The 12,756-nt window shown below is 45.2% G+C and carries 12 protein-coding genes; all 12 read right to left on the minus strand.

Annotated elements, in window-relative coordinates:
- Positions 1–936, minus strand: a 936-nt coding sequence (locus HEP82_RS14300; RefSeq protein WP_243061615.1) for a UDP-galactopyranose/dTDP-fucopyranose mutase family protein, incomplete at its 3' end; no start/stop codon positions are given.
- 122 nt (positions 937–1,058) lie between these two features.
- Positions 1,059–4,625, minus strand: a complete 3,567-nt coding sequence (locus HEP82_RS14305) for a glycosyltransferase (RefSeq protein ID WP_192458702.1) — start codon at positions 4,623–4,625, stop codon at positions 1,059–1,061.
- Positions 4,626–4,948: 323 nt separating this feature from the next.
- The gene (locus HEP82_RS14310; RefSeq protein WP_192458703.1) at positions 4,949–6,085 is read right to left on the minus strand and encodes a FliC/FljB family flagellin; all 1,137 of its coding nucleotides are present in this window, start codon (positions 6,083–6,085) and stop codon (positions 4,949–4,951) included.
- A gap of 324 nt (positions 6,086–6,409) precedes the next feature.
- Positions 6,410–7,198 carry a flagellar biosynthetic protein FliR gene (fliR, locus tag HEP82_RS14315; RefSeq protein ID WP_192458704.1) on the minus strand — a complete coding sequence of 263 codons (789 nt, stop codon included), beginning with the start codon at positions 7,196–7,198 and terminating at the stop codon, positions 6,410–6,412.
- A 2-nt stretch (positions 7,199–7,200) separates the two neighbouring features.
- Positions 7,201–7,470 carry a flagellar biosynthesis protein FliQ gene (fliQ, locus tag HEP82_RS14320; RefSeq protein WP_012765168.1) on the minus strand — a complete coding sequence of 90 codons (270 nt, stop codon included), beginning with the start codon at positions 7,468–7,470 and terminating at the stop codon, positions 7,201–7,203.
- A gap of 30 nt (positions 7,471–7,500) precedes the next feature.
- Positions 7,501–8,265, minus strand: coding sequence for a flagellar type III secretion system pore protein FliP (gene fliP, locus HEP82_RS14325; protein WP_225622480.1), 765 nt, complete (start codon positions 8,263–8,265; stop codon positions 7,501–7,503).
- Positions 8,262–8,657 carry a flagellar biosynthetic protein FliO gene (gene fliO, locus HEP82_RS14330; RefSeq protein ID WP_407938292.1) on the minus strand — a complete coding sequence of 132 codons (396 nt, stop codon included), beginning with the start codon at positions 8,655–8,657 and terminating at the stop codon, positions 8,262–8,264. The genes fliP and fliO overlap by 4 nt, the downstream gene beginning before the upstream one ends.
- 29 nt (positions 8,658–8,686) lie before the next feature.
- Positions 8,687–9,097 (minus strand): flagellar motor switch protein FliN, encoded by a 411-nt coding sequence (fliN, locus tag HEP82_RS14335; protein ID WP_192458706.1) that lies wholly within the window; start codon positions 9,095–9,097, stop codon positions 8,687–8,689.
- Positions 9,090–10,103: a flagellar motor switch protein FliM gene (gene fliM, locus HEP82_RS14340; RefSeq protein ID WP_192458707.1), complete on the minus strand. Its 1,014-nt coding sequence runs from the start codon at positions 10,101–10,103 to the stop codon at positions 9,090–9,092. Before fliM ends, fliN begins: the two co-directional genes overlap by 8 nt.
- Before the next feature lie 5 nt (positions 10,104–10,108).
- A complete protein-coding gene (fliL, locus tag HEP82_RS14345; protein ID WP_192458708.1) occupies positions 10,109–10,588 on the minus strand; it encodes a flagellar basal body-associated protein FliL in 480 nt (159 codons plus the stop codon).
- A gap of 136 nt (positions 10,589–10,724) precedes the next feature.
- Positions 10,725–12,287 (minus strand): flagellar hook-length control protein FliK, encoded by a 1,563-nt coding sequence (locus HEP82_RS14350; RefSeq protein ID WP_225622481.1) that lies wholly within the window; start codon positions 12,285–12,287, stop codon positions 10,725–10,727.
- Positions 12,284–12,730: a flagellar export protein FliJ gene (gene fliJ, locus HEP82_RS14355; RefSeq protein ID WP_192458709.1), complete on the minus strand. Its 447-nt coding sequence runs from the start codon at positions 12,728–12,730 to the stop codon at positions 12,284–12,286. The genes HEP82_RS14350 and fliJ overlap by 4 nt, the downstream gene beginning before the upstream one ends.
- Positions 12,731–12,756 lie beyond the last annotated feature (26 nt).

Consider the following 12,756-nt stretch of genomic DNA (forward strand, 5'->3'; position numbering starts at 1 on the left):
ATATGGAACATCATCATTAATACATTCCCGACTATATTCTTTATAAATTAATGTGGAATCATGAGACTCCCATGGAGAAAAGTGTTTATGTTCAGATATTCTAGTCCATGGTACATTGATATCACAATAATTTATCACTGCATTGCCTTGATAGTCTCCGTAGTGATATTCAGGTTTGAAATCAAGAGTTCTATAACCTAATCTACCTTTCGAATGATTAAACCATGCATCAATAGGCCCACTATAAAAAACATGCTCATACTCAGATGCCATTTCACGGAAAAAATGTGTATTTAAGATTAAATGAATATTTTTATGAGTGAGTATTTTTTCAACAATAACCGTATAACCGTTTTCGGGGATTCCCTGATAATTGCTATTGTAATAATTATCATCGTAATTAAATCGAACGGGGAGTCTTTTCAAAATGCTCGCAGGTAGCTCAGACGGATGAACTCCCCATTGTTTCTGTGTATAGCCTTTAAAAAAAGCCTCATAGAGATCTTTACCTACAAATTTTAGTGCTTGATCCTCAAAAGTAACTGGAATATTAATTGCATTCTCAGCTATTGAACTAACAAAATTTTTTGCTTCATGGGGAGAAAAAACCTTCCCAAAAAAACTATTGATTGTCATTAGGTTAATAGGGAGAGAATATATATGACCGTTACTAATAGCTTTGACGCGATTAGTGAAGTTATTAATCTTGTCAAACTGATTTATATATTTCCATACTCTATCATCGCTAGTATGAAATATATGTGGCCCATATTTATGAACCATAATCCCTGTTTGTTTATCTCTAGCGGTGTAACAATTCCCCGCCACATGGTTACGACTATCAAATACAGATACATCATAACCAGCAAGAGCAAGCTCTCTTGCTAAGACAGCACCAGAAAAACCCGCACCCACAACGGCAATTTTCTTCATGATAGTCCTCACTTCATCATGTAGACTGAATAGTATTATAATTTAAATACATACTTCAGCTACCACATAATTTCGGTGCGTAACACGGTTTCACTATTTAATGTCTTTCGGTGACGCACGTTCAATCAATTAGGTAACCAAGCCTTCCGCCATATATGCAAATTATCACCATCCAGCATCCAATCACGACTGACGGCTTGTTTTAGCATATCCCCCGTCTTTGCTGTTTCATTAAGATCGGACAAGTATTCTCTGATCGCATCCATCCACTCTTTATAACGATTGCGGACGCGGGTCACAGGCAGATCACAACGATACGGTTCAATATCACTGCAAATAACGGGATAACCACATGCACCATACTCCAGCAAACGAAGATTACTTTTACAGCGGTTAAACAGATTATCCTCAAGCGGGGCCAACGCGAGATCCAGGTTCATGGACGCCAGCTTTTCCGGATAGGAATCGATCGGCACACCTTTATAGAATTCATGGATATAGGGCCGAAGTTTTTCCGGACACATACCGAAAAATACCCATTCAACCTCATCCGCTAAATCCCGGACAATATCTACAATCAGCTCCAAATCCCCGGTATGGCTGCTGCCGCCGCCCCAACCTACGCGCGGTTTTTTCCCTTGCCGGCGCAGCGAGGTCAAGTTACCCCACCATTCAACCGGTAGCTTGTTCTCCACCACGCGAATATCTGCATGCATGCCGGCGAAGGCCTCAGCCAAAGACTGAGTAGAAACGACGAATCGATCCATAAAACCCAAGCTTTTACGCATCGCTTTCAGGATATCTTTAGGGACATCCTTGCGATGAATGCTCTTCAGCGGAACGTTGGGCATGTAATCGTCCACTTCGTAAACTTTGAACGTACTCGTGTATTTGGCCAGCCGATGAACCCAGTCATGGAAGTAGTCAGACGTTGGACGTTGGCAAATCAGAACATCCGGCGCATAGCGAGCCATCGTCGGCAAACTGAGATAGACATTGGCCAGTTTGCCATCGATCAAACCAGCGTCCTTCATCGCATTAAAAGGTTTAATCACACGGTAATGGCCACAACCAAATGAATCAGCATGTTGTGCCATTACGATAGGCAATGGATTCCAACTCAGCGGGCGCCATATCAATGAGGGATCGGGTTCAATTTCAAATCCCCGGCCATTCAACGATAAATTAATATTATAAGCGGGATCACGACTGATAACTGGAAGCCATTTCTCGTACATCCGATCCTGTTCTACCAGAAACGCACGATGTTTATTTTCCATTTCAGATTGTGTTTCTTTCTGGGATTCCGCACTATTGGCAGCTTTGTCATGCATGACAACCGCGTATGGCGTCCATACCGTAAGATAACCGGCTTCCCTCGCTTTCAAACACAAGTCAACATTTCCGTATGCAGAACCAAACTGTTGCTCATCAAAACCGCCAATATGATCAAACAACGCTTTCTTAATCAGCATGCAGGCGGCGCTTATTGCGGTATAGTTTTGATCGACGACCAGACGTTCCATGTAACCGCTGGAATTCACTGACTCTCCGGCAAAAGGGATATCAGCCGGGCCGCGCAACCCAAGAATCATCCCGGCATGTTGTACGCTGCCGTCGGAATAAATCAGTTTAGCCCCGACAATACCCACCTCCGGACGCTGAATATGATTCAGCATATTATCCAGCCATTCAGCCTGGATAATGGCGGTTTCGCTTTTTAGAAACAGCAGGTAATCGCCATTGGCAGCCGAAAACGCTAGATTATTAACACCAAATTCGGTTGTCTCTTCCGGAGCATAAAATACCCGGATGCGATTGGGATCTACTTTCGCCAGGCCATCCAGCCAGACTTTGGTCTCATTATTCCGGCTACCATGGTCCACAATAATAAGTTCGTAGTTTCGGTATTTGGTTTTCTCCAACAGACTGGTAACGCTGCTGGCCAATACGGAAAGCTTATCTTTGGCAGGAATAATGATAGAAACCAGCGGTTTTTCTGCATGGTTGTAGACCAGCCGATAATGCCCCGGCGCCGGAGTTAACACTTGAGCATTGTCATATCCGCGCCTCACCAGGTGACGTTCAAGTACTCGAATCTCATCCGGTACTGATCGCAACGTCACGGCATTTGATATAGTTAAAAATTCAGCCAGGTGTCCGATCGCTCCAATCCCTTTCTGCTCAATCAGTCGAACAATAAACTCGAACTCAATGCTTTGTGAAAATTCGTTATCAAATCCGCCCAGTTCCAGTAACACCTCCCGTTTAAACAACCAGTGGGGCGCCATAATTGCGGGAGTACTAAGCAGATAATCAAGATTGAAATCAGGGCGACACGAAGCACCAATGTTATCGTTGTCGCCGCGCAACAGTTCGTCACCATAAACGGCAGAACAGCCTTGTGCGCTAACAAGGCCTATACTGGTCATAATCAGCCCGCCAGCCGTTACACATTCACCAGCGCGAATATTTAAAAGCCAGTCGAATTCAACATTAGTGGCAATATCGTTTAATGATTGGGCAAGCGAATTCCCTAATTTTTTATATTCCACCCCATCCATGATGGGGTATATATCACCCTCTGCCGTCGTCAATACTATTGATGTGACCATTACACCGGAAATAGAGGAATCAAAAATACTCTCAATAGTTTTATTAACTTTTTCCGTATCGTTAAACTCATCATAAATAACAATACAGAATGTCCTTCCATCCGGGTTTTTCTCTAAATACCGATTGATAAACTCTGATTCGACCCGAGTAGGTACGCGAGCGGCCAGCCACCCACCTTTTGATTCCGTTTTTTTAATCAGCAGCTCACTCTGCCTGTTTCTTATTGCCTCATTCACATCAAAGTCAATGAATTGATCGGGGAAATCGAGTGGTGCAACCTGGATATATTTGCTATTGCCTTTATGGGGTATAAACCAACCAGCCTGAACAATGGCTTTGCCAAAATGGGAATGTTCAACAAATTCCTTGCCATCGATCGCATCATTAATTTGCCCAGTATCAAGGATACGTATTTGTGAAAGCGGCTGAGCTAACATCACCAGATCACCGCGTATCAGCAATTTCGTATACAACACCAAGGAACGCATAGCACTAAAATGCTGATTGCCGATGTGGAAGAACGGTTTTTCTACTGACTGCAGCTCGGATTTTCGACAAAGAGAACAGGAAAGTGTACCGATAAAGTTAATAACATAATCAGCAAAGAAACTCGGCAATCCTTCGCCTTTTATGATTCTGTCATCCGTAAATGGATAAACCGATGCCGCACTTTCGGTTAACTCTTGCCCGTCGCCACCAATCCTCTGATACCGGGATGACGCCAGTGTCAAAGAAGTGTCACTATCCAAAGCCCCGACCAATAATCTAACGCAATTTTCTCGGATAACATCCTTATCAAACAGAAACTTGATATATTCGCCTTTCGCCATATCAAGGGATTTGACAAAACGATTCTCAAAATCATGAGAAGCATCACAGCGATAATAATTGATGGGATAAGGAGACATCGCAAGTAATTTGTAGGCGATGTTTTCAATTACGCTATCAGAGGTAGCATCACATACAATAATTTCAATGTTGGCGTAGTCTTGCTGTAAAGCACTTCGGAGTGACAACTCAAAAAAACGAGGATTCTCTGCAAAAATGATAACACTTACCAATGGAGTATTACCCATCACCACACCTCTTATTGATCAGACCTGCTAGCCTCTTTTACTTTCTTATACCGCTGCATCAAGCAGCGTAATCGCTAGCATCGCATAAATTAGCAGATTATAAGTGCTTGCAGCCGGTTTTAAACAGAGAATGTCAGACTCTTTTTTACGGCTATTCAGTCTATGAAGTGAAATGCAACTATTTCATCTATGACTTTTTGATATAGCATGAAAAATAATCATCATGCACAATATCAGTTAAAGAACAAACTGGTGCTCAACAAATATTATCCATATAAAAATAAAAAACCCCACCAAAGTGGGGTTTTGCAATACAAGGCATATTACTGCAGCAGAGACAGAACAGTCTGCGGTACAGAGTTGGCCTGAGCCAAAACAGAGGTACCAGCCTGTTGCAGGATCTGAGCTTTACTCATATTGGACACTTCAGTTGCATAGTCAGCATCCTGGATACGAGACTGAGCTTCACTCAGGTTGGTCGTGGTGCTAGTCAGGTTGTTGATAGTAGAGTCGAAGCGGTTCTGAATCGCACCGAGGTTACTCTTCATGCTATCTACCTGAGAAATGGCTTTATCCAGCGTAGTCAATGGATCGCTTGTAGCTTCCAGAGTCAGGTCATCAGTGCTGACCGAGTCGATAGAGACAGTCAGGACACCCGTGGTGCTGTCTACAGACAGATCATTAGAAGTCAGTTTGTAGTAAGCGGTGGTACCAGAAGCGCCGACACCATCTACAGCAGAGGTCAGAGTACCGCTGACAAAGTAGTTACCGTTATCATCACTAACCAGCGTAGCGCCGCTCAATACGCCGCTGAAGGAGCCAGAAACACTACCGGTAGTACCGTTAACATCTACAGTTACACCAGTGTAAGCAGTACTGTTGTAAGTACCGCTGCTTGCATCGGTAGCAGTACCAGACAGCTGAGGGCCATCAACGTTAAAACCAGTCAGGTTCAGGCTGGTTGTGTTGATTTTCTGCAGGTCGATAGAGATGGTCTGGCCATCCTGAGAACCAACCTGAATAGATACAGAAGTTTTGCTGCCATCCAGAACTTTAACGCCGTTAAAGTCGGTCTGGGCAGAAATACGGTCGATTTCAGACAGACGCTGAGTGATTTCATCCTGGATTGACTGCAGGTCGCTTGCAGAGTTGGTGCCGTTCTGAGCCTGTACAGTCAGGGTACGGATGGACTGCAAGTTTTCGTTGATTTCGTCCAGAGCGCCTTCAGTGGTCTGAGCCAGAGAGATACCATCGCTAGCGTTGCTGGAAGCCTGGGTCAAACCGTTGATCTGAGAAGTGAAGCGGTTAGAAATTGCCTGACCCGCAGCGTTATCTGCAGCGCTGTTGATTTTCAGACCAGAGGACAGACGTTCAATCGCAGTACTCAACGAAGTCTTAGACTTGTTTAAGTTGTTCTGCGCAATCAGCGAAATGCTGTTTGTGTTAATTACTTGTGCCATAAGAGATTTCCTTTTAAATCATCCATCAGGACTTAAATGGTAAGGGTTCAGGCTTTGCCGCCCACGGCGTCAACCACCGTCCTTTGTGGTATCGGCTTACTGCACTCAACCTTTAGGCGTTTAAGTCAAAATTTTATATTTTATTTATTTTCAATGAGTTATGGAAATATCTTGAAACTATCCATATAAAACGGCCAAACACTCTCAGCAAATCCGTCTGGCAGAGAATAGGAATGAGCACAAACGAATCACGAAATCGATAGCTAGGATCCACAAATCCAGTCATCCTCGGGATAGAACGTAACAGCATAGAACTGTTGATGCCTAATTTCTGGAAATGAAATTACCGACCATCCTGGCAAGAACATCAAAAAACTCTCCGAAGACACGTTCGGCAAATGTGGGAAGAAGAGGCATCAGAAAGCTAAGTGTCAGAATACCGACAGTCAGTGTCACCGGGAATCCAATAACAAAAACCGAAAGCTGCGGCGACATCCGGTTCAAAAACCCCAGAGATAAGTTTATAACCAGCAATAATGTGATCAGCGGTAATGCCAGCCTGAGCCCATAGTTGAAAATCTGTATTCCGGCTAACGCTACCGAGTAGAAAATATGACTGTCGATGGCGTCGTCGTTAATTGGGATAACATGAAAAGTATCAGCGAGCATAGAGACCAACCATAAATGCCCATTGAATGCCATAAAAAGTAATAACGCTAGTAAATTTAAAAGACGTGCCAGTACCGGCATATTAGGCCCACCAGACGGATCGAAAAAGGTCGCAAACGATAAACCCATCTGCAGACCGATCAACTCGCCGGCAACACGGAAAGCCGTCAATGCTAGCTGCATGGTAAAACCGATACAAACGCCTATCGCCATTTGTTTTCCCAGCACCCATAGCCCGCTGGCAGAAAAAATAGGAATCGACGGGATAGGTATCGTGGGACTGACAAGAAAGGTGATTAGCAACGCCAGACCAATCTTTACTCTATTGTTGATCTCTTTTTCGCTTAATACCGGTGCGGTGGATATCAATGCCAATATTCGGATAAACGGCCAGAAAAACTGATTAAGCCAATGAGTTAACTCTGCCGTTGTCAATTCGATCATGATTAGCCAATGATCGTTGGCAAGCTGCCAAACAGAGAACGGACGTAATCAAGGAATACCCCTAGCATCCAGGGGCCGGCAATGATGATTGTTGCAAAGACAGCAAGTACCTTGGGAATAAAAGAAAGTGTCATCTCGTTTATCTGGGTCGCTGCTTGCAGGATACTTACGATAAGGCCTGTTACCAGTGCAGCTAGTAACAACGGAGCCGACAACGAAAGCGCCACTTTCATCGCTTCATTGCCCATTGCCATTATGGATTCAGGTGTCATGATTTCAGTCCCTACGACATTTAGTCATGGTTAACTGTAAAAGCTCTGTACCAACGAACTCAACAACAATTGCCACCCGTCAACCAGCACAAATAGCATCAGTTTGAATGGTAACGAAACCGTTGCTGGAGGCACCATCATCATCCCCAACGCCATAAGTACACTGGCCACAACCAAGTCAATGATCAGGAAAGGAATAAAAATAGTGAACCCAATCTGAAATGCGGTTTTCAACTCACTGGTCACAAAGGCCGGCACTAAAACACGCATAGGAACCGCTTCAGGCCCTGATAATGCGGGTATCTCGGCTAAGCGGGCAAACAATGCCAGGTCCGTTTCCCGCGTTTGACGCAACATAAACTGACGCAACGGCTGGGAACCCCGCTCAATTGCAGTTTCCATATTGATTTTATTCTCGCTGAAAGGCTGGTACGCATCTTGATATACCTTAGTCAACACAGGAGACATAATAAAAAAAGTCAAAAACAGGCTGAGGCCGATCAAAATTTGGTTTGGCGGTGCCGTCGGCGTACCCAAAGCACTACGCAGTAATCCCAGCACAATGATAATGCGAGTGAAACTGGTCATCATCAGCAAAACAGCAGGAATAAATGTCAGCGATGTTAGCAACACCAGCGTCTGAACCGGGAGACTCCAACTCTGAGCGCCATTCGCCAACGGTTGACTGATGATACCAGGTAACTGAGCCCACGAATTCGGGGCAAAAAAAACAATCAGAATGGTAAAAAAGCCGCGCCGAAATAAACGCGCAAGTGGTGCAGAAAACATCATCATTCTGATTTTTCCGAGCGAGTTAACACTTTATTCAGAAGTGAACGAAAATCTGTCGGCTTCGATTTATCTACCGCAGGCACTTCATCCATCGTTTTCGCGGGCAAAGTACGCAAATGTGTGATCTGCTGAGGCGTAACCCCCAATACCAACCACTCATTATCCACCTCAACGATGACGACTCGCTCACGCTGACCGACCAGGCAGCTCGAAACCACCTTCAACATCTTGTTCTGTCTCATTTGTGGGGCAAAACCCAACTTTCTGGCCAACCATGCCATCAGTAGAATGAGTACAAGAATCAAGCCTAAAACAACACCAATTTGCGTCAATGCAGAATCTGAAGAATACGACGGTGCGGCGCCAACCGCTGGCTGCACCGTCGATGTGAGCATTGTCTGATCCTGGGGTTGAGACATGGGAGCTAACGGCTCAGACGACGCATACGTTCAGAGGGAGTGATAATGTCTGTAATGCGCACACCGTACTTATCAGCAACGACGACAACTTCGCCTTGAGCAATCAAATAACCATTGATTAAGATATCCAAAGGCTCGCCAGCCAATCCATCAAGAGCCACTACTGACCCTTGGGACAGTCTCAGAAGCTCTTTGATCGTCATTTTGGTTCTGCCCAACTCAACAGTCAGTTTTACTGGAATATCTAAAATCAAATCAATATCTTGAGCGGTCCCAGACGCCGCATCGACATCAAGTGTTTTAAAAATCCCTTCAGCACTGCCTGCTTTCTCTGCGGTCTGTTGCTCATTAAATGCATCAGCCCACAGATCGTCCACTGAATCTTTTTCTTCGGACGGTTTCTTCGTGTCACTCATTGGGCTGTTCCTCGTTATTCAGATTATTCAAAATAGGATTAATCAAACGTTCAACCCTGAGGGCATATTGCCCTTTGAAAGTACCATATTGCCCGGTAAGGACGGGTACGCCATCAACATGAGCAACCAAACTCTCAGGTTTTTCAATAGGTAATACATCACCTGGTTTTAATTTCAATACTTTCGACAATCTTAAGGGAATGTCGACAAAATTCGCAACCAACTCCAATTCCGAATGCTGTACCTGCTTGGCCAACGTTTCCCGCCAGTTTTGATCTTCCTGACGCGAGTTCTCCAGCGGTGGATTCACCAGCAGCTCACGCAACGGTTCAATCATCGCGAAAGGAATACAAATATTGAATTCCCCCGTGAGATTACCAATTTCAACATGGAACGGCGTAGTGACCACGATATCATTAGGAGATGTCGTGATATTCGTAAATTTAACCTGCATTTCAGACCGGACATATTCCACATCCAGTTTGTAAATGGCATTCCAGGCATCACCATAAGCATCCAACGCCAACCGAAGCATTCTTTTTACTACTCGCTGTTCGGTATGTGTGAATTCCCGACCTTCTACTTTTGTGGGAAAACGACCATCTCCCCCGAACAGGTTGTCCACCGCAATAAAGACCAGGCTAGGAGAGAATACAAATAAAGCAGTCCCCCGGAGTGGTTTTAAATGCACCAAGTTAAGGTTTGTTGGCACCGGCAAATTGCGGGCGAAATCATGATAGGGCTGAATCTTGATAGGTCCAGCAGTGATATCCGGGCTACGACGGAGTAGGTTGAATAGCCCCATGCGAAACTGACGGGCAAAACGCTCGTTAATAATCTCCAGTGACTGTAACCGCTCACGAACAACCCTTCGCTGTGTATTGGGGTCATACGGTTTAATATCACTGTCAGCAGACGCCGCTGATTTGGCTTTGCTATCGCTATCATCACTATCGCCATTCAGTAATGCGTCAATTTCGGCCTGGGAAAGAATGCTGTCACTCATAATAATTATCGCAGTATAAAAGCCGTGAACAGGACATCATTCACCACCTGATTCGGTTGTCCGGGCACCAGTGGTGGACTTAACACTTGCTTAATCTCTTCAATCAGTTTTTGCTTACCCTGTTCATTCGCTAAGGCAACGGCATTTTGACGAGACAAGAGCAACAACAGACGACTACGAACCTCCGGTAAATAGCGCGTAAAACGACTCTTGGTCTCTTCGTCCGGTAAACGCAGTGTAAATCCAATATACAAAACCCGATCCGGATTGTTATCTGGATTGACCAGATTCACAGTGAACGTATCCAACGGCATGAATACTGGCTCGGGGGGAGGAGCTTCCTTGGCTACCTGAGGTTCCACGTTCTTTTGATGGAGAAACCACCAACTAGCACCGGCAGCACATGCAGCTGCAAGCACTACAGCAATCAGTAGTAGTAACCAGACAGAACGCTTACGCCCCGACTGTGTTTTTTTTTCAGCCATAGACCAAGATAATTCCTATACGCATTGGTATTAAATGCAGGATACGAACTGCACTATATATAGTGATTATCCCGTCTATTTATTCTATCAATAGGATGAATAGACGAGGAAAATCACACTACCTTAAAGGTTTGTTTTACGCAAAAGTATCAACACCATTCAGGGATGACGCGACTCGTTGCAGTGATGCCGGAACATCCAGAACGTCTCGCGCAGCATCCACTGATGAAGAATATTGTTGCGATGACGAAGAGCTAGACTGCCCCTGACTGTTTTGCTGCCATCCTGAGCCAGAATAACTCTCGCTGCCTACACTGGTTTGGCCCAGTGTAATACCACTTTCTGATAACGCGGTTCTTAACTGGGGCAATGCAGCCTCCAGTGCTGCGCGAACCTGACTGTGAGCTGATGCCAGATGAATCTGGGCCTGATTATCATCAAGCGTCATACTAACCTGGATAGCGCCGAGCTCTTGCGGATGAAGCTTCAACTCCACATTTTGCTGGTTATTGCGACTGAACATCACGATCTGCTGGCTAAATGCCTGCTGCCATTCATCACTCCCCAAACGGGCATTAATCGTTGCCGATGCTGCAGAACTCGTAGGAGTGGTACTCAAGGTCGTACTGTTACCAACCGTTTGACTCAACGTACTATTCAATGCATTCAATGAGGATGTCGTTGCAGATACATTCGCTTCTGCAGATTGTTTATGCTCCGTTACCACCGAAGTCAACGTTACATCAGCCGATTGCACTTGCGCACGGGAACTATCTGTGGAACTCACTTTGGCATCGCTGATGGTATCTTTACTGTTTTTACCCTTTCCAGCCGTCAGCGCCGAAGAACCGGTTATCGCCGTAGTCTTGGCAGAATCAACCACTTCACCGGTGTCGCTCGATAATCCAAGTTCTTTCGACGTACTTAATTGACGAGTTTGCGCCAACAAAAGTGAGCTTTTCTCTGTACCATCGGCCGAACCCAATGCAACTGTCGACTCCGCAGCTGAATGAGCATCCGTTGAGGTAGTCCCCGTCCCAGTAACAACTTTCTGAAGTTGCTGCGGAATCTCCGAGCCCAACATGGCAATAATGGCGGAGGATGACGTAGCCGCATCCGTCCCTGCAGTCGAGTCCGTTGAAATAACAATACCGCCATCGGTAATATCAAGCGCATCATCATCTGTTGATGTATCTGCTTTCTGACCATTCGGTACCGCAGAATCTTTACTGACGGATGTATTTTTAGCGTGTGCAGCGCGCGACTGTTGAAGCATTGCATTCAACGATGCATTCAGCAGTGTTTCACCATTTTCCAGAGAAGCATCATCCACAGCGTCGTTCTTGTTTTCCACCGTGTTGGTAGCATCTGATTTTGCTTTCTCGGTAGTCGTTTTACTTTCAGCTGTAGTCTGCGATGAAGTTTGTTGGGGCTGAGCAGACTGCTGTGAAGATGCCGTATGCTCCTCCAGTGGTTTGCTCTCATCTTGAGAGGTCTTGGCCTGTTGCCCATTATCTGTACTGGCAGTGGTTTGATTATTCTGACTTTGCTGAGTGCTGGCCATCTGCGAAGACAGCATGTCGCTAAAGGTATTGGGCTGAGTAGTCCCATACACTGGGCTAGATGAACCAGACGTCGTGGAATCTGATTGATTTACACCATTTTGATTAGACAAAGCGGTGGCAATAGATAAATTCATGGATTCAGTTTCCTTAATGATGCGCGCTGTGCAAATTCATCCATCAGTTTCTGGTCACGACGGTTCTCTCTGAGGAGAAATTCCTGCATCGCCCGCTCTTTCAACGTTTCAAAAGCATTCAACCGTTGTCGTTTTGTCTGCCATGTGGAGAGCGCTTTCTCAAGACGCTGAGCCCACACATGTAATTGTTTTTGGTGTTGCTCTATTGCCAGTTCCAGAGTCTTTATAAATTGCTGATAATTATACCAATTGGCTGCATTAATACCGGTACCCATCGACTCCTGGAGGCGCAGGCGGTAGTCATTCTCATAGTCAAGCAACATATCAAGCTGTTTTTGCGCCTGGCTATGGGACTGACGAACCTTGCCCAATAAGGTAGCGGCATCGTCGACTTCCTGCTGAGCCAATTCGCGAAGCTTATCAAGAGGAGTATCGCTCTTCATAGTACCTCATTAACTATAGCGGCAAT

The sequence above is a fragment of the Musicola keenii genome (genome assembly GCF_014855505.1).
Lineage (GTDB): Bacteria > Pseudomonadota > Gammaproteobacteria > Enterobacterales > Enterobacteriaceae > Musicola > Musicola paradisiaca.